The organism is Paenibacillus sp. J22P277 (genome assembly GCF_059383675.1).
This window is the reverse complement of record NZ_JBXENS010000006.1, coordinates 457,664-478,923: the sequence shown is the minus strand read 5'-3', so window position 1 is coordinate 478,923 and position 21,260 is coordinate 457,664. Positions and strand designations below refer to the sequence as shown.

The following is a 21,260-nucleotide window of genomic DNA, read 5'->3' as shown; positions in this document are numbered from 1 at the left end:
CGTCATTGGCTTACGTCTATATCATTGAGAATAACCAAACGATGAATATCAGAGAGGTGTCTATTTAAAATGGAAACGAGTCAACCGACGAATGTAACCGTGCAAGCCGTCATTCAAGCCCCTGTCGAGAAGGTATGGCGCTTTTGGACCGAGCCGGATCACATCATGAAGTGGAATCAAGCGTCCGAGGACTGGCATGCGCCGAAAGCCGAAAACGATCTGCGGGTCGGGGGCAAGTTTCTGACACGGATGGAAGCGAAGGATGGCAGCATGGGCTTTGATTTTGGCGGCGTCTACGATGTCGTGAATCGGCATGAGGCGATCGGCTACACCATGGAAGACGGAAGAAGAGTGGATATTGCTTTCGTCGATCAAGGGAATGAGACGAAGATCATTGAAACGTTCGACGCGGAAATCTCCAATCCCGTCGAGTTTCAGCAAGCAGGCTGGCAAGCGATCATGGACAATTTCAAAGCCTATACCGAACAAAACTAATCATCGCGAAGAAGACGCCGGGGAAGATGCCCGGCGTCTTTCTTTTTGAATCCAAGTACGAGCGTGCTCTCCGTTAGCCTTAATCTTGTGCCGCATCCATGTTCATGTAGTTAATGGCCCACAGATGGCCGTCCAAGTCCACGAAGCCCCAATGATACATGAACCCATGATATTCAGGTTCAGCGTGCAATTTCCCGCCCAAGGAGACCGCGGTATTCACGATTTCATCGACCTTTTCCCGGCTCTCGAAGGCCAATGCGATCGTCATCTGCGCATACTTGCTCGTATCGACGGATTCCTTCTCCGTGAGCGTATTAAAGAATGCTTGATTGATCAGCATGACCTGCAGGTTGTCGCCGATCACGATGGCTACCGAATTCTCGTTCTCGGGGAATTGCGGGTTGAGCTCGAATCCGAGTCCGGTGAAGAACGCTTTCGATTGTTCTACGTTTTTTACAGGCAGGTTGAAGCTCGTGAATGCGGACGTTAATGCCATTTTCAAAACACCTCTTCGTCAAATTAGTTTGTGTTCATTTATGCCTTCGTTTATATAGACGACAGTCGATCCCGGAATTCATCGGTCTCATGGATTCGGAAGCCTAAAATTTGAAAAATAACTTGGTATTGAGTTCGGAACCTGCCATTCCCGTAAGGTTGCACAAGCATGATCACGAAGGGCGTATCCATCCTGCCCATTCGCGGCAATATTTACGATTCGGCGGGAGAACAGATCGCATATTCGATCTCAACTCAGGCTTTAAGCAAGGCGGAGGCGCTGGCTGCAAAATTCGTGCAGCGACATGGTGTTGATTGATATTATAAGTAGGGAAAGATTTGAACAACTAATCGACCATTTGATCAAACACGATAATTTCCAATCAGTCTTTAATCGATACCCTGATGTAGATGCAGCAGACGACGAGAACTATCCTGTTGGATTTTTATATCCGAAGGAACGTTGAACTAACGGGTACGATAGTTGAATGGATAACGCAATAAATTTGTTGCATTTTCGTTAAATATCGGCGGGATATAATTGAACCGACCTCGAATGATAAGGAGTGAAAAATTTGGTTTATGCCTTTCTTGTTCTGTACCTGTTTGCTAATGTTCTTGTGATTTATAGGATGATAAGATATCGCTTTCTAAAGTTTAACAGAGAATCCATAGGTCTCGTTGGGATATTTGGCATATTTGCATTCGAAATTTCAGATTCACTCACATTAAATACAACATTAACGGTTTTTTCGGTCCTTTTATTGCTCGTATACGTTGCATTCATGATCACAACGAATTACAAAAAAAGTCACAGTAGCTAGATAAGAATGAAGCAATATCATTACGCTAACGGGTGAGCAATCATGGGGCATCGTCCATGCCAATGTCCAGCTTGGCAATGTGTTGTCGCGGACGGACGGCCATGCCTAATCGATTTTGGATTGAGTGGTTACAGCTATGCTGATCGGTCTGATGGTCGACGGCATCGTCTTTACGGCTCGTTTCGTGCCGGTCATGCGCCAGGTCATCTCGGTTCCCGCGGGAATCGCGCGCATGCCGTTCTGACGATGCCTCATTAAGCTGATATGAACGAGGCGGTCAATACCTCTTTTCAAAAATCATTTGTAAGGGGAATTGCTTTAAAATCTTGGCACGAAGGCAAAGCGTTGACGGTGGTTAACAGTCTGATATGCGCGGGCTGGGTACTTCATTTCAATCCTTCCGTCGCGGAGCTGCCTCGGACTAACGGCGCACGTTCGGCTGCCTTTTTGTTATCATCGGGCTAGCGGAATGGTAAAACAAAACGTTGTTAGAACATCGGGGATACTGTCAACTTGTATGCTGCCGCCTTGGTTTTCGACGATCTTTTTACAAATGGCGAGACCCAGTCCGGCGCCGCCATAATGTCGTGAGCGGGATTTTTCAGAACGGTAAAACTGTTCAAAGACGTGCGGCAAATCCGTTTGCGAGATGCCTGAACCATTGTCTGTGACGGAAATTTTTAAGTCATCGCCATCCACCTTTGCCTCAATGTTTATCGTCCCGTTTTGAGCTACATACCTTTTGGCATTGCTGATCAAGTTATCCAACACCTGTGCAATACCACTCTCATCGGCAATAAGGGGCGAAGAAGGATAAGGCTTTATTACCTTCAGCTCGATCGACTGATCGGCAAATTCGACTTCAATTGGCGTGATTACAGCTTCAAGGAGCTCTTTGGAGTCGCGTACGCTGAACCCGGCATCTTGGTCATTGATGTCCAGTTGGGTGTATTGAAAAAGGCGTTCGATCAAATGATCAAGGCTTTCTGTTTTCTTCTTGATGACCGTGATGTACCGGTTAAATTTCGCCTTGTCATGGATGATGCCATCCTGTAAACCTTCCACGTAACCTTTTATGGACGTCATGGGCGTACGGAGGTCATGTGAAATACTGGCGATTAGCTCTTTGCGGGAAGCTTCAAGAACGGCCTGTTTTTCCAATGACGTTTTTAATTGTTTTCTCATCAGATCAAAGGCAGTACATAGATCGCCCATTTCATTGTTTTTATGATATTGAAGACCAAACTCGAAATTTCCATCCATGATGTTTTTTGTTGCCGCATTTAATTCCTGCAGCGGTTTTAAAATGTGCGAAGCGATAATCCAGCCTAATATAAGCGCGCACATGCAAAATGGTATTAACAGTGCCAACAGGATTGGGACGACAGTCACAACGGTAGGCGTGTTTTGCGTATTAAATCCAGTAACCAACACTGCAAATATCGGGAGAAGGAGCAAGGAGAAGAAGGAGATGTTCAGCTTATTCCCAATTCCGATTCTCATTTTCCGCTGCCTCCAAACTTATAGCCAACCCCCCAAACGGTTTTAATGAATTGAGGGGAAGAGCTATCATCCTCTATTTTTTCCCTGATTTTCTTAATATGGATGGTGACCGTGTTTAAGTCCCCGTACTCATTGACGCCCCAAACATTTTCATAGATTTGCTGCCGGGTTAACACTTGGTTGGCATGTAAAGCTAAGAACCGCAAGACTTCAAATTCTTTGGTTGTAAAATCTACCTCGTTATCGTTCATTTCTACCGTGTAGGCTTTCAAGTTGATTTTTAAATGTTGAAATGACAGTACATCGCTCTTGTCGGCAGGTACGGAGAGTTGATGATATCTTCGTAATTGAGCTTTTACCCGTGCTACAACCTCACCTGGACTGAACGGCTTTACCACATAATCATCGGCACCCAACCCCAACCCCAAAATCTTGTCGACCTCTGCCTTCTTCGCACTTAGCAGGATAATAGGGATGGATGATTCAGCGCGTATGGTTCTGCATACTTCCATGCCGTCCAGCCCCGGAAGCATAATATCCAAAATCATCAGCTGGGGCTGGTATTCTCTAAAAAGCTTCATGCATTCTTGTCCATCGGTGCTAATAAGTACAGCATATTGTTCCTCTTCCAAGTAATCTTTTATTAATTCGGCGATTTCCAGCTCATCATCCACGACCATAATCTTAGAGTGCTGCATCCCACGATCTCCTTGGCTTAATAGATTACAGCAGCACATCCTTTCGTTTCATAAGAACTGCGCTGCCAATGAAAAACAATGTAATATATACGAAGATGATTCCGGTCTTAGCAGAGATTTGAGCCAACGTAGCGCGATGGATCGTCATTTCATGAAAGGTATTCATTAAAGAGATGATGGAATATTCGCCTATCGTTCCATACCGCTCAAGTAGAGGCGAGAACAAAAATAATGACATCGCGGCCCCAATGGTGATCCCTGCATGTTCGGTTAGCAGCGCAATAAATAGGATCACCATACCGAATCCGGCGCTTGGCAGCATGGAAGCCATTGCCGATGTTAAAGTGATCGTAATGCCATTCCCGGTTATCGGAACACCATGAAACAAAAGCCGATCACCCCAGTCCAATGTAATCGCCCCAACGATATACGAGGTGATAACCGTAAAGCCAACAATTCCAACGATGGATGCCATTAGGGCTGCAGCTTTCGCGCCGATGAACTGAATCCGATTGACCGGACGCAACAGCACCAATTTGAATGTACCATTTCGATATTCATCCGCAATCATGTCCGCCGCAAGTACAGCAATAAACAAAACCATGAATATCGAATGGCTGGCGATCATCTCTAGCGTAAAGGATTGGCCATTAAGCGAAAAGGCCGTTTTCCCTTCTGGCATGAATTTATAGTGGAAAATTTCGTACGCTTGAAATGCTAAACTAACGCCCATGAAGAGGCAGCCTTTTTTGAGCCGTACTGCTTTATAGATTTCATTCTTTATCAAGTTTAACATTTATCCGCCTCCCTAGGCTTTGCTTGTGCGATTAATACATGATTTCTTTTGTCTTAAATGTATAGAATGAGAACACGGCGCATCCGATCAGGTAGATTGCGATCATTCCGATGCTTTGAAGCGCAAGCTTCCAATCCCCCGTACGGATGAAATTTTCATGGAAATACACCATGTGATAAGCAAGGGAATAAGGTGCGATTTCATCAAAGGCGTTTAAACTAAGCCCGATCGTCATCACTACGAGAGAGCTGACCACGGTTAAACTCATGCTCCTGAACAATAGTGCAATTGCAGTCACGAACAGACCAAATGCCATAAAGGGGAAGATTAGCAACGCATAGGCTCCTAATGTAAGCCCTACGCCCTCGAACGGCATGTATAATTGTCCGCCATATTCCGTTGCATTGCCCCATCCCAAGTAATAGATTCCCACTGCATAAGAGGCGATGATGAAGAAAAGCACCATAATCGCAATAAAAATAAGCAACGAAGCGATCTTTGCGCCGAGAAGTTGATTTCGAGTGATAGGCCGCAGCAAAGATAGCTTTAATGCCCCTCGCCTGTACTCATTCGTTACGCTGTCACCGATGAAAATCGGAATGAAAATAACCATGAATTGAGAGAGTATATTAGTCATGATCAGCGGTGCAGATTGCCCATACGTAAATGTCCAGACGGTGTATTCTGAGCCGGGCTTGTAGCCATGCAGATTCAAAATAAGCACAACAAAAACGGTTGCCGCAAAAACATACAGCTTTTTCGTTCTAAAGAGCTTATAGAGTTCAATTCTTAACAGCTTCTTCATCATACACGCTCACTCTCCGGTAGCTTCAAAATAGAGCTTTTCCAAAGCATTTTCTGTGGAATTGCCGGCCCATTCATGTACATTGCCTTCAACAAGAAGCTTCCCGTCATGGATGATGCCTACACGATTGCAAAGCTGCTGCATTTCATGGAGCAAATGACTGGATATGAAGAAGGCGATGTTCTTTTCAGATGAAAGCCGTACAATCATTTCTTTAATCTCCTTCATCCCTTGCGGATCAAGTCCGTTGGTTGGTTCATCAAGGATGATCAGCTCGGGATCATTCAACAGCGCATTGGCAATCCCCAAACGCTGTTTCATGCCCAGAGAATACGTTTTGACCTTATCTTTCGCACGGCTTCGTAATCTGACGAGTTCCAGCACTTCATCAATTCGGCTTCTGTTAAGACCGGGTACAAGGTTCGCCATCAATGAGAGGTTCTCATATCCCGACAGATAATCATAAAAAGTCGGGGATTCTACGATCGCGCCAATTTGCGAGATAGCAGACTTGAAGTCCGTTTTCAAATTGTACCCATTAATCATCACGTCTCCAGAATCAGGGAAAATCAGACCGGTCATCAAACGTATGGCGGTAGTCTTTCCCTGTCCATTTCGCCCAAGAAAGCCGTATACATCGCCTTTCATTACTTTAAGATTCAGGTTGTCAACGATCTTTCTGCCGCGAAACGATTTGGTGAGATTGCGTGTTTCCAATAACGGAGTTGAATTCATCAGGCATTTTCCTTTCTTTTACGGAGAATCAGTTTGTTTTCTTCTTAATTGTCCTTCCGAAAAATAAAATAGCGCATTTGAGAAAATAAACTCGTGATCGGAATTTTATTAAAATCTGATAAACAAAAGTTCTGATAAAGACAACGCCAAAAACGCGGCTGCTTTAGGCTAGCCGCGTTTTATTTGTCGCAGAATCGGAGTAATTAACGATGTAATAAATTAGAAACAAGCATGGGGAGCTTTTGAATACTAGAGAGATGAACAGCTGCGAAAAGTCAAAAGAAGACAGCCAGATCTTCAGATTTGTTAGTATTCGAAAGGCGTACTATACGCTAATCTAAGGGGATAGATTGAATTCCTATCAATTTAAGGAGGTTGCACGGTTGAAACAACGCTGGACGTATCGATCTCTTACGATCTACCCCAAGCTAGTGATGTCTTTCTTGCTCGTCATCGTTCCGATTTATATATTAAGCTTTCGGATGAATCATTCCGGACAAAACTTGGTAGAGTCACAGCTATCCACGGCATTGCAATCCCAGGTTCATTTCTATTTATCCTCCTTCGATACTGAAATTACACGTTTAATTAAGCTGAAAGCCGAGTATGCGAATGACAACGATTTTCAGAGACTGGCGACATCCGCCAACCTTATGAATAACTTCGAACGGGTGCAAGCGATCCTCAGCGCCCAGAACAAACTGTATCTACTGAAAAGCTCAACCCCATTGGTGGAAGACGTGAAAGTATATATCCCCTTATTGGATCGCAGCATTATTGCGAGCAATCTTAATGACCAAATTCCCCGCAAGGAAATGAACGCGATTATCGATCCGAATAATATGAAATCCGTTATTTTTAACTTTGAGAATCGCCTGCTGATTAGCCAGCTCTATCCAGGGGTCGTGAGCCCGGGCAAACTGCCCGTTATTGCGCTCGAAATTGAATTGTCTGGAACCCGGGTGAAAAGCATGCTCTCCGGCATCGTCAAAACAACAGGCGGGACAGCCATCCTGATGAACACGAATCAGGATTGGCATGTATCGAGCGGAGAGCTCGGAAAATTTCAACCGGAGATCAGCAAGTTGATCAACGCGGCGAAGGCGGATAATAAACAGCTCGGGAACGGTAGGGTGCGCATCGAAGGCCAATCGTATTTCGCCATGTATGAATACTCTCCGGTCGTCGACGCCTATCTCGTTCTGTACGTGCCGATGGAGAAGGTGTTGGCGCCCTTGACCCGTTACCGGGATTGGCTGTGGCTGTTGTCCATTTGTTCCTTGGCTGTCGTTGCTTTGTTCTCGTTCTCGATCTTCCGCTTTATTCACAGGCCGCTGCGCCTTTTGGTCGGCGCGTTCCGCAAAGTGGAGAGAGGCGACCTGGGAGTTAAAGTGGAGCATCGCAACTTCGATGAGTTTCATTATTTGTACAGTCAGTTCAATCAAATGGTCGGGCGAATCCGAATTCTGATCGGGGAAGTGTACGAACAGCAGATTCTTTCCCAGCGCTCGGAGCTGAAGCAGCTGCAGTCCCAGATCAACCCTCACTTTTTGTATAATAGCTTTTTCATCGTGAAAGGGCTGGTCCGAAGAGGAGAAGAGGAACTGTCGATGCGGATGCTTGACAGCCTCGGCGAATATTTCAAATTCATTACCCGCAGCGGCTCAGAGGAAGTGACGCTGGAAGCCGAACTCGGCCATGCCTTATCCTATCTTGAAATCCAGAACATGCGATTCGCGGGTGCCATTGACGCATCTTGCGATCCACTGCCAGAGGCATGGCGAGTGGTTCTCGGTGTTGCCATGGTGTGTCTTAAACAATGCGACGTTATTTTAGTAATCTCAGCTTTAAGGCAGAGCTTTAATTCATTTAAAGTAAGTTGTTTGAATTTCTTTCCTTTCGTGCTAAAGAAGACCTGTGTATGTCCAGCATTTTGCCACTGCTTATACGTCGGGTGGTTTAAGTATCGTTGCAAGTTCAAGCTTAATATTTTTGGCATGTAAACCGTATTCGCCTTTGTTTTTTGACCGCGATCAACGTAAATCATGTGTCGTTGGAAGTCTAATTGCTCTATTGTCAATTCCCCAATTTCCGATCTTCGCAAGCCAGTGGTGAACATTAACAATAACAAAACGGCATTTTCTGAAAGAAGGGGTAGCCGAAAGCAGGGCGACGATATGACAAAACGGCGGGATTCTTTATAGAATCCTGCCAATTTGAATCAACCCTGCAATAGGCCAAAAAAATGAACTCCATCCCCGATTTCATCCGTATATCTATTACGGAATATAACTGGCTTGTTGGCTCATTATACTTATCATGGTCGTAAAGGGGAGCGTGCAAATTGGAATCATTGTGGTTGGAGTATGCGTGGGCGTTGCTGATTCTTATCGGCTTGGAAGGACTGCTGTCGGCAGACAATGCGCTCGTACTGGCTGTTATCGCGAAGCATTTACCGGCGGACCAGAAGAAGAAAGCCATCAACTATGGGATCATCATGGCATTTGTTTTCCGCTTCGCCGCGCTCTTCGCGATATCGTTTATTGCCAACGTCTGGCAGATACAGGCGATTGGAGCTGCTTATCTTCTCTACCTTGGGTTGAAGCACATCATCAAAGCGCGCTTGGGCAAGAAAGACGGGAGCGTTCGCGAGGACGACAAAAAAGATGCTGCGGGAAAAAGCTTCTGGCCAACCGTGGGGAAAATCGCGCTGGCAGACCTCGCTTTTGCGATCGATTCCATTCTTGCCGCGGTAGCGCTTGCCCTTGGTCTCCCGGATACCCCGCTTGCCCATTTCGGCGGCATGGACGGAGGCAAATTCCTGCTTGTCGTGCTTGGCGGGATTGCTGGACTTATCCTGATCAAATTCGCGGCCACATGGTTCGTAAAGCTGCTGGGCCAACGGCCGGCGCTCGAGACCACGGCTTATGCGATCGTGGCGTGGGTCGGCGTAAAGCTCGCCGTAATAACGCTGGCTCACGAAGATATCGCCGTGTTAGATCATCATTTTCCTCATAGCACGGCATGGACGCTTATCTTCTATGCGGTCTTGATTTTGGTGGCCCTGCTCGGTTGGTTTGCGCCGTCGAATAAAAAGCAGGTACAGACCGATCAGGTTTAGGTAAAAATCGCGAAGGGGATAAAGTTCTTGTGCTTCGGAATTGACAGGAACTTTATCCCCTAACACAAAAAAATCGCGTTATACGCGGTCCTCAAAGAGAGTATGACGCTATTTCCAACGCTTGAATTGCTGCCGCATGTTTTCTCGGGTCAGTTTCCACTTCTGCAACACCGGGCTTGGCACCATGCTGTTGTACTTGGTCGCTGACGGCTAAAATACTGAAGCACGGATACAGCGCCGAAAGCGCCGGCCAATGTCGCTGCAGCTCAAGGATGATCTGAAGGTCGTCATGCTCGAGAAGCGCGCGTCGTGTGCTGTCTGCGGGACCCGGATGCACGTCATGCTGTTGAAGGATTGGAACGGGAAGCACGTTCGAACGACATGGTACACGAAAACTAAGCGCTATCGTACTTTATTCCAACAATATGCGATACGGAGATGATTATCATTTTGTTGTTCTTCAACTTGAAATGAATATACGCATCTTCTGTATTGTAATGAGCAAGAATTGTACCTTTCATGCCGACAGACGGGCTATTGTTCCCATACCTATAGTTGATTTCACAATTCTTGTCCAGTTCTACTATGAATGGATTTATCGTTTTCACCTACCTTCAAATGTGAGATGGCCAAATGAAATAGTATATGCTTTGCAGAATGAAAAAGACTGGATAGCAAACGGTACCCGATCGACGCACCGCAGGCGAACGGGTAAACGCTTTGAAGAAGAGAAGCCGTCTATCGACGCTTCTCTCAATTATCTACGTATGTTCGGTTCAATGGCAGCAGTTGGCCGCCGGGCGCCGGAGACGATCTTTTTTCTACCTAAGTGTGAATTCCAACATTAAGCATCCTTAACATTGTCTTCGAAGTCCATGAGAGCTCTATTTCGTAACGTGGACTAGTACGAAACGCGAGAAGCTGTTGAAGATGAGTTCCAGAATTACGTTGTCTATAGAACGACCGCATTCGTTCGTCGGGAAGCAAGTGTCTCTGCATCGTCCGAAGAAAGATTTCATGGACCGACTAACTTGACCACGGATTCTACAGGAAATATCGCGACATACAATGTCGATGAGCCCGAAAGGCGTAGGTTGCATATCAAACGGATTGAGGAAGCGGTAGCGGAGTTACATTCGATCGAGAAAGAAATTATTCATGCACGCTACATGAAGGATCAGTACATCTTGGATTACGTGATTTATGGCACGATACTGGGAATAAGCGAGAGAACTCGTTAGCCTACAATAAGATTCGGACATCCCGTAATGGATCGGCAAGCCCTAGGCTCCGCCATAAAAAACGCCTTCATTATGGTCGCTGTGCTCGCACGCTTGGGCGTGACGACGATGTCAAACAGCACAAGGGCGCAGAGGGCGGCGGATGCGACGCAGTACGTTGAGTCAAAGTGGTCAACTCGTTCAAGCTGATTGGCGGCCGTACATATGTCGGCATCCGCTCTGCAGCGGAACTACTGGACGGCGTGTCTTCTGGGATGGCTTGACGCAAAAGGTGTACCTATACAAATAACCCGCCGGAATATGGGGGATTCGGCGGGTAGAGGGAAGTGAGCCTTTCGATAGCAGCGTATTTTATCGAATGACTAAGTCCTAGGTTATCCTATGAATAATTATTGAATTTGATTGGACAAAACCCCGCATGCCTAGTGGGATTTTGTCTTTTTTACAGGCTTTCCATAAGCCGGGGATAGCATATATAATAAAGCGCGCCAAAGGCTCCTTTTATTTGAATGGTAAAATCGTATATCTGTAATTTACATATATACGTATTTGCATTGCATGTTATAGGCGGGCAGCGCCGGCACATGCTAATAAACGCCGCATTAGCCTAAACGGGGAAAATGCCCCCTCAAGCCGGCAGAGAGAGCCGAGACTTGAGGGGGCTTCTTTTCGTATCAAAAAACTCAGTACGTTTTCACCGCGTCAATATTGATCGTGCTGCTTCCGGTGCTGCCGGAGCCTTGATTCATGTAGAAGTTTAGTTCGGCAATGGAGCCAAGATCGCGCGTGCCGTTACCGCCGCTGTACCAGCTTGGGCGGGTAAAGCCGCTGAATGGAACCTGAATCGTCGCAGCTGTCGTACCGGAGAGCACATACGTGGTCTCCCACGGCTCGCCGCCGGCTTCTTTGAACTGCACGGTAAGCGTACGGTTCGAGCCGTCCGGCTTCACCCATAGCGTAATCCCGGTCTTGCCGGTCCAGTTGGCGGAGATCGGGTGAACAACGCCGGAGTAATTGGCTGCCGCCGTAATGGCGTAGCTTAGCTTCATGCTGGTTGTTCCGTCGCTTTTCACGGACGTATCGAGCGTCGGGGCGATGGCACTGCCGGACGCATTCATCGTGTAGGCGGCCTGCAGCGCACTGTTCGAAGCGTAGCTGTCGAAGCTGTCGATGGCATCGCTTGGAGGCTGGGTACCGCCGCCGACCTGCCCGGCCGTTACGGCGTCCACATAGATGCTGCTGCTGCCGGTTGCTCCCGAGCCCTGATTGACGTAAAGACTGTATTCCTTAACCGTATTCAAGTCCTTCACGCCGTTGCCGCCGCTGTACCAGCCCGGATGGTTGAAGGAGCTGAACGGCAAATTGATGACGGCCGCGGTTGTGCCGGACAACGTATAGTACGTTTCCCAGAGCTCGCCGCTGTTCTCCTTAAACTGAATCGTCAAGGTCCGGTTCGATCCGTCCGGCTTGAGCCAGAGCGACAATCCGGTCGCGCCGGACCAGTCGGCCGTACCCAGCTGTTTGGTTGCGCCTGCAAAATTGGCAGGAGAAGCCGCGATGGTATAAGCAAACTTCATGCCGTAGGTGCCGTCGTACTTATTCGCGGTATCCCTCGTGATCGTTAAGGCGCCGCCGTCCGTGTTGCGGACATAGGCGCTTTGGAGCGCGCTGTCCGAGCCGTACGAGTCGAACGAATCAACCGTGGTCGCCGTTGCTTGAGCAGCGGTTGTAAAGGTTAGACCAGCATTGGATGCAACGGTGGAACCGGTACCGTTCACGGCGGTTACTTTCCAGTAATACGTTTTGTTATAGGCGAGCGCGGAACCCGGTGTATAGGAAGCAGAGGCAAGTCCGGCGGCATTAATAACCGGGCTCGTATAAGAGCTGTTGTCCGCGACGACAAGCGTATAGCTTGCGGCGTTGCCGGAAGCATTCCAGCTCAGCGTCGGCAGAACGCTTTGGCCCGTTGCGCCGCTTGCCGGGGAGGTCTGCGCGAAAGCGCCGGGAGCAGGCAGAGCCGTTCCGCCGGTGGCATAAACAGGCGAATAGCTGCCGGCGACCCCCGCCAGGTTATGGGCCTTTACTCGGTACCAATAAGCCGTACCCGATACGGAGGCCGGGTCGGTCCATGGCGTGCCGGTATCCGTCGCGCATTGATTGCACGTCACGGTCCAAGGCCCGCTTGCGCCGGCCGTTGCCCGTTCGACGGTATATTTGTCCGCTGCGGCCGCGCCTCGCCATTTCAACTGGACCTTGCCGCCGCTTGCCTGATGGCCCGTAATGAGCGGTGCGTCCGGAACGCCCGCGGCCGGGACGGCTATTCCGCGCATGGCGTAAGCGTGGTTGCGCAGCTGTTGGGCTTTGGTGCGCATGTCCGTTGTCGTGCCGGGGTAGTAAATGGTAAATCCGTCGTTATGGACTTTATAGCCGTAGTCGTCGTTCTGTCCGAATAACGCCCAATAGTTGCTGCCGGCAATCGCCGGATGGGCTTCAATGGCGGCGAGGAAGTTCGCAAGCGTGCCGTAGGTTTCCAGGTTCCACGCGAATTCGCCGACCACCATCGCTTTGCCCGCGGCTTGAACCTTGTTGGCCTGCGTATTCAGCTCGGTCACCGACAAGCCTTTGCAGCAGGCGCCGACGGCCGGCCATTGGTAGAAATGATCGCTGTAGATATCGACGCTCGAGATCGAGAGATGCGCGTCCTTCACGCCATAGGTCCCGTCCATGACCAGATGGTTGCCGTCGATGCTTTTCAGATAATCGGCAATGTCCTGCGTCCAGTTCTTCATCGCCGTCGGATTGTCGTACCAGCCCAGCTCGTTGCCGGTTTCCCATGCCATGATGGTGGGATCGTCTTTGTATTTAACACCCGTGTAGGTATTGGTGCGGTTGAGCAGCACGCTTAGATGCTGCTTGAAAGCGCTGATGATTTCCGGTTTGTTGTAGAACTCGTAGCCGGTGTAGCTGATGCCGTCATCGGGATAGCCGAACCAGCGCGTCCATGATTTTTTGCCGCCGTGGTAGTAATCGTATTGGTCGATGAGAGGGAGAACGAGGCGAAGTCCGGCATCGCCGGCCGCTTTAATCGCGTAGTCGAGCTTCTGGAAAGCGGTCTCGTTGTAGGCGCCAAGCGAGGGCATCACGCACTTGGAACAGCCAAAAGAGATGGCGGCATGGGAGCGGACGACGGTCGCGCCCATTTCTTTTGCCGTCTGCAGGGCGTTGTTCACGCGGAACGCAGTTGGATACTCGACGGGGTTCTCGTCAAGGGCAAGCCAGTAGAGGTTCGGACCGCTGTAACGGAACGGCTGGCCGTTCAGCATCAGCTGGCTGCCGGAGCGGGTGACGAAGCCGGACACGGCGGCGGAAGCTTTGTTCGCGGGAGAGCCTGCGAGAGCTAACAAAGACAGGAAAGCAAGAAGCAGGGCGAGAGCGCAGGAGAGCATACGGAATCTGGCAGTGATCACACGATAACCTCCTCAAATGGTAGGGTGAATTGCAAGAGAACGGCACGCGAGGCCCGAGACCAAATGAAACGCTTACCTCCTCTCCGCATCATATACGCAGGCCGCGTGCTATTAATCTAACGCCATCGGCAGCCCCCTGACTATTGGCTAATTTTTAGGTTTATTGCACTGCATCTAGGCAATTCCGGTTTACGCGAAGAAAAGGTTGCCTGTTCTTCGGCCTCTGTGTCAGAATCACAGTAAACGCTTACATAATTGAGTGACAGGAGCCGGCACAAATGAAGATCGGACGTGGCTTTTTCCATTTTAACGGGTTTAGCAGCATGACCATGCAAAAGAAGCTGATTATCGTATTCGTGGTTCTGATCATTATTCCTATCTCGGCGACGGGGTTTATTTCCTACCAGAATTACATTCAATCAATTAATAAGAATACAAAAAACTACGTCACCGAGCTGATCGGCAACATGCAGGCGAATCTGGACAGTCATCTGGAAGATATGATGACCGTCAGCAAAATCCCGCTCTACTCGGTTGACATGCAGCAATATATGAGCCATCGGGAGATGACGCTCGAGAAGCAGCGTCAGATGGACTTCTATATCGGCCTGCTCGACAGCATGAGGAAAAATCTTTATTCCGCCTACCTCTACGACAATTACGGCAACGTGTTCTACCGGATCAAGACGGATGCGATCCGCGAAGATATGATGAGCCATTATGAGGAGTGGAAGCAGCTTGCCATTCAAGGCAACGGAGATCCCGTCATTATTCCGACCCAGCGGGTGATATCCGCAAACGGCACGCCGCAATATCTGTTTACGGTGCTGCGGAGCATTCGGGATATCGGCACGCTGGAGATAATCGGCTACGTAGCCGTGGATGCCGATATTCGCGTCATTGAGGATGTCGTGCAGGAGCTGAACGCGGTAACGAATGGGAAGACGCTTATTATTGACGGCCAGAACAATGTAGCCTATGACAGCGATCATGTGCTGACGGCTACCAATATTACGGGTAACGAGGTTATTCGGAGAGCTGTTGGCGATGAAGGCAGCTTTAATGTCGTGGACGGCGGCATCTCCTACATCTGCAGCTACTCCGTATCCAAAGATACCGGGTGGAAAATATTCGCGTTCGTTCCGGTTAACTATCTCCATCATGATGCCCAGGTGACGCGGAACGTCACGCTTACGACAACCATCGCGATTATCGGCTTCGCGCTGCTTGTCTCGGTTATCTTGGCTTTTATGATGACCAGATCCCTCCGCCAGATGACGGACCTGATGCGCACGGTGCGCGGCGGCAACCTGGACGTCAGCTTTAACGTGAAGCAGAAGGACGAGGTGGGCATACTCGGCACGGAATTTAACCGCATGCTCAGGCGGATGAAGGAGCTGATCTCCGAAATTTATGTCATTCAGTCCCGCAAAAAAGAGGCCGATCTGGAGGCGCTGCAAAGCCAGATTAATCCGCATTTTATCTACAACACCTTAGAAACGATCCGGATGACCGCCGAAATAAACGATGACGAAGAAGTCGCGGAGATGACCTTTACGCTCGGCAAGCTGCTCAGGTACAGCATTAACCGGGGGCGGGAGACGGTCGAGCTGCGAGAGGAGCTGCAGCATCTGGAGCGGTATCTTCAGCTGCTTCGCTATCGCTTCAGCAACCGTTTTGTCGTGACCTTCGACATCCCGCAGGAGCTGATGACCTTCCCCGTCATGAAGCTGACCTTTCAGCCCATTGTCGAGAATGCCGTTCTCCATGGCATGGAGGGCAAGCCCAATGAGGTCACCATCCGCTTGTCAGCAGAGCTGAAAGAGCAGCTGCTTATCTTCTCGATTAAAGACGAAGGCGCGGGTATGGACGGCATGACGCTGGATCTGCTTCGTCAATCGATGAACGGTACCCGCGAGTCAGGAAGCTCCAAGACCGGCGTAGGCTTGCGCAATGTCAATGAACGGATCAAGCTGCATTACGGCGAGACGTACGGACTGGAGATCGAGAGCAAATGGCGAGAAGGAACAACCGTGTATCTAAAACTTCCGAGAAAGCATGGTGAATAGCAAATGCTGAGCATTATGATCATCGATGACGAGGATCCGATCCGCCGCGGGCTGGAGAAGATTATTTCCAAGCTGAATGAGGAGTATCTGGTCGTCGGCAGCTTCTCGAACGGCTTTGAGGCCTCTCAGGAACTTGACCGATTGACGCCGGACGTGGTCATTACCGATATCAAAATGCCCTACATGGACGGGCTGCGATTTATAGAGGAATTAAGACGCCGTCTTCCGGACACGCGGTGTCTGATCCTGAGCGGCTATAATGACTTCGACTATGCGCGTACCGCCATGCAATACGGCGTAAAAGATTATCTGATCAAGCCGGTTGATAAGGAGGAGCTGCTGGTCAACCTGTCTCATATTCATGACGAGCTGAAGGCGGCGAAGCAGGAAAAAGAAAAGGAGCAGCTGCTAAGCAAAAAAGCGCAAATGAGCGACCTATTGCTGCGGGAGCAGCAGCTGTGCCGGCTGCTGGGAGGCGATAGGGTTACTCCTGTATCCGCCGGCGAGGAGGAGCTATCCATACCGGTCTTATTTGAGCGGCCATACGCGGTGCTTGCCGTGCGGGCCTCGAATCAAGGCATGAAGGAGCAGCTGCTGGAATGGGGAAGAACGATGGCCGCTGAAGGCATAGAGAGCGCAGCGATGGAGGCTCAGCTTGTTGCCCTGTTGGTTCCTGTCCCAAAAGAGGAAGAGACGGACAGGCTTGCTCATAAAACGGCGCTTCGTCTCATGAACGACCTGCAGTTTGCCGCCAAAGGCAAGTTTGTCATCGGAATAAGCGGCGGATATCAAGGGAGCGATGCAGCGGTGTCTGCATATCAAGAGGCGCTCACGCTGTCCTATGCCGGCATTTACAAGCGCGATGCATTTGCAGTTGTCATGGGCAAGGAGGGAACCCATGCTCCTGCGGAGCCTGCCTTTTTGACGGCGCTGCTGACAGGCGGGTTTACGCAGGCGCTGGAACGGCTGGATGCCCAAGGCATCGGGGAGGCCGTGCAGCAGATGTTCCTGGACATCGAGCGGGTTCGGCCGCCTTATGAGGATCTTGTGCAGTTTATGGCGAATCTGCTCTACACCGCCGTGCAGAAGGTTGACGGTTTGCTGGATGAGCTGGTAAAGCTGTCGCCGCCGGGCGTGGGCGTTTACCAATCGGTTGCGGACTTTTTTAATCTGACCGAACTGAAGGAACGGATCCTGCATCTGCTGGAGCTGTCTTTGTACCGGCTTGCGTCGCTGCGCAAGGAAGGCGGCAACCGGGTTATCGGGACGGTCAAGCAGCTGATCCAGCAGGATTATGATAAAGATCTTGAGCTGTCGGAGCTGTCGGAGAAAGTTTTCCTTAATGCGAGCTATCTGAGTACGTTATTCAAGCAGGAGACGGGGCTGACCATCACGCAATACGTGCTGCAGCTGCGAATGATGAAAGCGAAGGAGCTGCTGAAGAAACGGCTGGACCTGAAGGTCTACGAGGTCGGCGAGCAGGTGGGTTACCCGGACTGTATTTATTTCAATAAAGTGTTCAAAAAAATGGTAGGCATTACGCCGAAGGAGTATCGGAATTTATAGGAGCCCCATGCTTCCGAATCGCTTTGCACAAACCAAGGCGGCTTACGCTTCGAAGTACTTTCATAGAAAAGTTGTAAAGACCCAAAAAGAAGACCATAAACAAAAAACCGCGACATTAACTTGCGAAGGCGCTTTCTCTATAATCGGTTTTGTAAGTAAGCGCATTCACCACATATTCGAGGGGGAGTCGGGTTTGAAGAAGAAGCAGTTCATTACCGCCATGGCCGTGTTAGGCTTAGCAATGACAATGGCAGCAGGATGCGGCTCAAGTAACGACGGTAACAACGAAGGGACGGCAGCAACCAGCAATAATGCGCCGGATAATACCGCTGCAACAGCCGCGGCTGATAACGCGGCATCAACAAACGCGGCGGCAAGCGAAGAGCCGGCTGCACCTAAGATTGCCGGCAAAGTCGTATTTACGACGAACCGGACGGACCTGGTCGACACGGAGCTCAAGAACTACGCGGCCAAATTCCACGAGAAATACCCCGACGCAACGGTTGAAATCGAAGCGATCAAGGATTATGACCAAACGACCAAAATCCGCATGGCTTCCAACGAACTTGCCGACATCAGCCTTATTCCGGGTACGGTGAAGAACTCGGACCTTCCGACCTTCTACCTGCCTCTTGATGATCTGGGCCTAAACGACCGTATCTACTTCAAAGACAACCGCAGCCAGGACGGCAAGCTGTACGGGATCTCCTCCGGCAGCGCCGCGATGGGCGTAACCTATAACAAAAAAGCTTTTGCGCAAGCCGGCATCACCGAGGCGCCAAAGACGCTCGACGCGTTTTATGCGGATGCGGAAAAGCTGAAAACGGCGGGCATCATTCCGCTCGCGACAAACTTCAAGGACAAATGGCCGCTGTACGGCTGGGACCAGGAGGCGTTTATTTTCGCCAATGACCCGACCCTGCATAACACGATGGCGACGCAGGATGAGCCGTTCGCGGTTGACGGTCCTCACTGGCAGGCATTCTCCATCCTGAAGAAAATGGTGGACGGCGGTTATGTCGAGAAGGACCTGATGTCAACGAACTGGGAAGGCTCCAAGAAGGATGTCGCTTCCGGCAAAATCGCGATGTTCCTGCTCGGCAACTGGGTTGTCCCGCAAGTCGTGGATAACGGCGCGGCAGCCGAGGACGTAGGCTTCTTCCCGCTGCCGCTGGATAACAGCGGGGAAGCGAAGGTCCTGCTTGCCTCCGATTACTACTATGGCATTGACAAGAACAGCGAAAATCCGGAGACGGCGAAAGCTTTCCTCAAATTCCTGATCGAAGAATCCGGCTATGACGATTACGCGGGTTTCATCCCCGTTCTGAAAGACAAGAAGCCTAAGCTCGCCCAGTTGAACGAATTCATGGCGACGAATCCGAAGGTGATCGAAATGTCCGCCGAGAACGACGATTACCTGGCCATTGCGAACAAAATGCAGTTCGACACTAGCGCCTTCGCCCAAGACGCGATTACGGGCAAAGACATGAAGGCCGTGTTCGAGTCCTACAACAAGAAGTGGAAAGATGCGAAGGCATCCCTAGGCAAATAAGGCGAATAGCAAACGAACGGGAAGAGAAGATGCTTATCGGCGGAATCGATAACGTTTTCTCTTCCTCCTTATCAAGACGTAAAGAAGGGCTGCCGATGTTTGCAATGAGTTACAAAATACAGCGCTATGTCATATTGATCGCCTTCCTTACGCTTCCGCTGCTGCTGCTTACGGTATTTTCCTTCTATCCGGCGCTTTATCTGGCATGGCTGAGCTTTACCTCATGGGATGGCTACAGTCCGGAGAAGGCTTGGATAGGCTTCAGCAACTATAAGGAGATCTTTACGAACGCGGATATGTTCAAGGTCCTCTCCCATAACTTCGTCTATTTCATGGGGGGAATCGTTCAAAACATTGCAGCCCTGTTCTTCGCCGTGCTGCTCAATTCCCGTTTAAGAGGGCGCAACGCGTTCCGGGTGCTGCTCTTCCTGCCTTACATTATGAACAGCGTGGCGGTCGCGTATATGTTCACTTATGTCTACGACGCCCAGAACGGCTCGCTGAATGCGCTGCTGACTTCCGTCGGGCTGGAATCCTGGATCAAAAGCTGGCTGGGAGATGCCGCTATCGTCAACTACTCGCTTGCCTTTATCTCGGCGTGGAAGTTTATGGGTTTCAATATGGTGATTTATTTAGGGGCTTTACAATCGATTCCCGGCGACCTGTATGAGGCGGCCAAAATCGACGGGGCAGGACCTTTCAAATCTTTCTTCTGCATTACCTGGCCGAGCATGATCAAAATCGTGGAGCTCAGCATGCTCCTTACGGTCAGCGGCGCGCTTGAAGTATTTGATCTGCCGTTCGTGATGACGAAGGGAGGACCGTCGGGTTCAAGCCAGACCTTTGTTACCCAGACCGTGGAGACGGCCTTTAACTTCAGCAATTACGGGCTTGCTTCGGCCATGGGGATGGTGCTGCTGTTTATCGTCGTGCTGGTTATTTTTGTACAGCGGAAGCTGATCTTGCGAGGGGAGGACTAGGTCATGGAAGCGCCATTGAAAAACCGTACTAACCGCGTAACCACGCGCCCGGTCATAGTCTCCTTCTCCCGCAAACTAGCCGCCGTCCTGAAATACGCCGTGCTGCTGGCAGCCGTATTCGTTATTTTGTTCCCGCCGTATGTCGTCCTGTTGAATGCGTTCAAAGGCAATGAGGAGTACGCCGCATCCGCCGTTTTTGATGTTCCGAATTCGTTCCTTCACTTCGATAACTTCTCCACGGTGTTCCGCCGCGGGGATATGCTGAACGCTTTTCTGAATACGGGCAAGATTCTCGTGCTGTCGGTTGCGGGCAACGTGCTGATGGGGACGATGGTGGCATTCGCGCTTGGTCGGTTTAATTTTAAGCTGAAATCCTGGATTCTCGGCGCCTATGTGGCGGCCACGCTGATTCCGTCCGTCACGACGCAGGTGGCAGTCTTCGGCATTATCAAAGAGCTTGGCCTGTTCAACTCCCTGTACGGCCCAGTGCTGCTGTACATCGGGACGGATGTGGTTCAGATTTACCTGTATCTGCAGTTTATCCGCCACATTCCCTACGATCTCGACGAAAATGCCATGATCGAAGGCGCGTCGCTCTTCCGTATCTACCGCTCGATTATTTTCCCCTTGCTCGCGCCGGCGACGGCAACGGCGATTATTCTGAAGAGCATCTCGATCTACAACGACATGTATATTCCGTATCTGTACATGCCATCGCAGAAGCTGCGGGTCGTCTCGACGGGCCTGATGAACTTCGTGGGCGTCAACAGCGCGCAGTGGAACGTGGTGTGCGCGGCGCTGCTTATTATTCTTATTCCGACGACGATCCTCTATCTCTTCATGCAGCGTTTCATCTTCTCCGGGATCGTCAGCGGTTCGGTCAAATAACGAAAGCCTCAGTTACCTTTAAAGG

Annotated in this window: 16 protein-coding genes and 2 pseudogenes; 10 read left to right on the top strand and 8 right to left on the bottom strand. The window is 49.9% G+C overall.

Features of this window, described 5'->3' with window-relative positions; translation table 11 throughout:
* The first annotated feature begins 69 nt into the window (after positions 1-69).
* Positions 70-495: an SRPBCC family protein gene (locus AC50YL_RS22860; RefSeq protein WP_494834952.1), complete on the top strand. Its 426-nt coding sequence runs from the start codon at positions 70-72 to the stop codon at positions 493-495.
* A 79-nt stretch (positions 496-574) separates the two neighbouring features.
* Here AC50YL_RS22860 and AC50YL_RS22855 read toward each other — a convergent pair whose 3' ends face one another.
* The gene (locus AC50YL_RS22855; protein WP_494834951.1) at positions 575-991 is read right to left on the bottom strand and encodes a VOC family protein; all 417 of its coding nucleotides are present in this window, start codon (positions 989-991) and stop codon (positions 575-577) included.
* Between the two features lie 168 nt (positions 992-1,159).
* Here AC50YL_RS22855 and AC50YL_RS22850 point away from each other — a divergent pair, with 168 nt between their 5' ends.
* A complete protein-coding gene (locus AC50YL_RS22850; protein WP_494834949.1) occupies positions 1,160-1,309 on the top strand; it encodes a hypothetical protein in 150 nt (49 codons plus the stop codon).
* 665 nt (positions 1,310-1,974) lie between these two features.
* Positions 1,975-2,055: pseudogene (locus AC50YL_RS22845) on the top strand (undecaprenyl phosphate transporter UptA); the annotation flags it as partial.
* A gap of 212 nt (positions 2,056-2,267) precedes the next feature.
* On the opposite strand, the gene AC50YL_RS22840 reads toward AC50YL_RS22845, so the two are convergent.
* From AC50YL_RS22840 to AC50YL_RS22820, 5 genes are read right to left on the bottom strand one after another with little or no spacing between them, the layout of a single operon-like run.
* Positions 2,268-3,317: a sensor histidine kinase gene (locus AC50YL_RS22840; RefSeq protein WP_494834947.1), complete on the bottom strand. Its 1,050-nt coding sequence runs from the start codon at positions 3,315-3,317 to the stop codon at positions 2,268-2,270.
* On the bottom strand, positions 3,314-4,015 hold the full coding sequence (locus AC50YL_RS22835; RefSeq protein WP_494834946.1) for a response regulator transcription factor: 702 nt from the start codon (positions 4,013-4,015) through the stop codon (positions 3,314-3,316). The genes AC50YL_RS22840 and AC50YL_RS22835 overlap by 4 nt, the downstream gene beginning before the upstream one ends.
* Positions 4,016-4,040: 25 nt before the next feature.
* A complete protein-coding gene (locus tag AC50YL_RS22830) occupies positions 4,041-4,811 on the bottom strand; it encodes an ABC transporter permease (RefSeq protein WP_494834944.1) in 771 nt (256 codons plus the stop codon).
* A 31-nt stretch (positions 4,812-4,842) separates the two neighbouring features.
* A complete protein-coding gene (locus tag AC50YL_RS22825; protein WP_494834943.1) occupies positions 4,843-5,619 on the bottom strand; it encodes an ABC transporter permease in 777 nt (258 codons plus the stop codon).
* Between the two features lie 6 nt (positions 5,620-5,625).
* A complete protein-coding gene (locus AC50YL_RS22820) occupies positions 5,626-6,351 on the bottom strand; it encodes an ABC transporter ATP-binding protein (protein WP_494834942.1) in 726 nt (241 codons plus the stop codon).
* A gap of 434 nt (positions 6,352-6,785) precedes the next feature.
* Here AC50YL_RS22820 and AC50YL_RS22815 point away from each other — a divergent pair.
* A pseudogene (locus AC50YL_RS22815) lies at positions 6,786-8,078 on the top strand (sensor histidine kinase); the annotation flags it as partial.
* On the opposite strand, the gene AC50YL_RS22810 reads toward AC50YL_RS22815, so the two are convergent.
* Entirely contained in the window at positions 8,060-8,470 is a 411-nt protein-coding gene (locus tag AC50YL_RS22810; RefSeq protein WP_494835287.1) for a tyrosine-type recombinase/integrase, read from the bottom strand. The pseudogene AC50YL_RS22815 and the gene AC50YL_RS22810 sit on opposite strands and share 19 nt — an antisense overlap.
* A gap of 225 nt (positions 8,471-8,695) precedes the next feature.
* On the opposite strand from AC50YL_RS22810, the gene AC50YL_RS22805 reads away from it, so the two are divergent.
* Positions 8,696-9,472: a TerC family protein gene (locus AC50YL_RS22805; protein ID WP_494834941.1), complete on the top strand. Its 777-nt coding sequence runs from the start codon at positions 8,696-8,698 to the stop codon at positions 9,470-9,472.
* Positions 9,473-11,396: 1,924 nt separating this feature from the next.
* Here AC50YL_RS22805 and AC50YL_RS22800 read toward each other — a convergent pair.
* Positions 11,397-14,180, bottom strand: coding sequence for a carbohydrate binding domain-containing protein (locus AC50YL_RS22800; RefSeq protein WP_494834940.1), 2,784 nt, complete (start codon positions 14,178-14,180; stop codon positions 11,397-11,399).
* Between the two features lie 278 nt (positions 14,181-14,458).
* Here AC50YL_RS22800 and AC50YL_RS22795 point away from each other — a divergent pair, with 278 nt between their 5' ends.
* The 5 genes from AC50YL_RS22795 to AC50YL_RS22775 all read left to right on the top strand — a co-directional run bounded on the left by AC50YL_RS22795 (position 14,459) and on the right by AC50YL_RS22775 (position 21,235).
* Positions 14,459-16,249 carry a cache domain-containing sensor histidine kinase gene (locus AC50YL_RS22795; RefSeq protein WP_494834939.1) on the top strand — a complete coding sequence of 597 codons (1,791 nt, stop codon included), beginning with the start codon at positions 14,459-14,461 and terminating at the stop codon, positions 16,247-16,249.
* A 3-nt stretch (positions 16,250-16,252) separates the two neighbouring features.
* Positions 16,253-17,815, top strand: coding sequence for a response regulator (locus AC50YL_RS22790; RefSeq protein WP_494834938.1), 1,563 nt, complete (start codon positions 16,253-16,255; stop codon positions 17,813-17,815).
* 193 nt (positions 17,816-18,008) lie between these two features.
* Positions 18,009-19,367, top strand: a complete 1,359-nt coding sequence (locus AC50YL_RS22785; protein WP_494834937.1) for an ABC transporter substrate-binding protein — start codon at positions 18,009-18,011, stop codon at positions 19,365-19,367.
* A 95-nt stretch (positions 19,368-19,462) separates the two neighbouring features.
* Entirely contained in the window at positions 19,463-20,347 is an 885-nt protein-coding gene (locus AC50YL_RS22780; protein WP_494834936.1) for a carbohydrate ABC transporter permease, read from the top strand.
* Positions 20,348-20,350: 3 nt separating this feature from the next.
* Entirely contained in the window at positions 20,351-21,235 is an 885-nt protein-coding gene (locus AC50YL_RS22775; RefSeq protein ID WP_494834935.1) for a carbohydrate ABC transporter permease, read from the top strand.
* Positions 21,236-21,260 lie beyond the last annotated feature (25 nt).

What these genes read in the sequence shown, in the direction of transcription:
- AC50YL_RS22775 (WP_494834935.1), top strand. Translation starts at nt 20,351, where the DNA reads ATGGAAGCGCCATTGAAAAACCGTACTAACCGCGTAACCACGCGCCCG.
- AC50YL_RS22825 (WP_494834943.1), bottom strand. Translation starts at nt 5,619, where the DNA reads ATGATGAAGAAGCTGTTAAGAATTGAACTCTATAAGCTCTTTAGAACG.
- AC50YL_RS22835 (WP_494834946.1), bottom strand. Translation starts at nt 4,015, where the DNA reads ATGCAGCACTCTAAGATTATGGTCGTGGATGATGAGCTGGAAATCGCC.
- AC50YL_RS22860 (WP_494834952.1), top strand. Translation starts at nt 70, where the DNA reads ATGGAAACGAGTCAACCGACGAATGTAACCGTGCAAGCCGTCATTCAA.
- AC50YL_RS22830 (WP_494834944.1), bottom strand. Translation starts at nt 4,811, where the DNA reads ATGTTAAACTTGATAAAGAATGAAATCTATAAAGCAGTACGGCTCAAA.
- AC50YL_RS22850 (WP_494834949.1), top strand. Translation starts at nt 1,160, where the DNA reads ATGATCACGAAGGGCGTATCCATCCTGCCCATTCGCGGCAATATTTAC.
- AC50YL_RS22780 (WP_494834936.1), top strand. Translation starts at nt 19,463, where the DNA reads ATGTTTGCAATGAGTTACAAAATACAGCGCTATGTCATATTGATCGCC.
- AC50YL_RS22795 (WP_494834939.1), top strand. Translation starts at nt 14,459, where the DNA reads ATGAAGATCGGACGTGGCTTTTTCCATTTTAACGGGTTTAGCAGCATG.
- AC50YL_RS22855 (WP_494834951.1), bottom strand. Translation starts at nt 991, where the DNA reads ATGGCATTAACGTCCGCATTCACGAGCTTCAACCTGCCTGTAAAAAAC.
- AC50YL_RS22840 (WP_494834947.1), bottom strand. Translation starts at nt 3,317, where the DNA reads ATGAGAATCGGAATTGGGAATAAGCTGAACATCTCCTTCTTCTCCTTG.
- AC50YL_RS22820 (WP_494834942.1), bottom strand. Translation starts at nt 6,351, where the DNA reads ATGAATTCAACTCCGTTATTGGAAACACGCAATCTCACCAAATCGTTT.
- AC50YL_RS22810 (WP_494835287.1), bottom strand. Translation starts at nt 8,470, where the DNA reads ATGTTCACCACTGGCTTGCGAAGATCGGAAATTGGGGAATTGACAATA.
- AC50YL_RS22790 (WP_494834938.1), top strand. Translation starts at nt 16,253, where the DNA reads ATGCTGAGCATTATGATCATCGATGACGAGGATCCGATCCGCCGCGGG.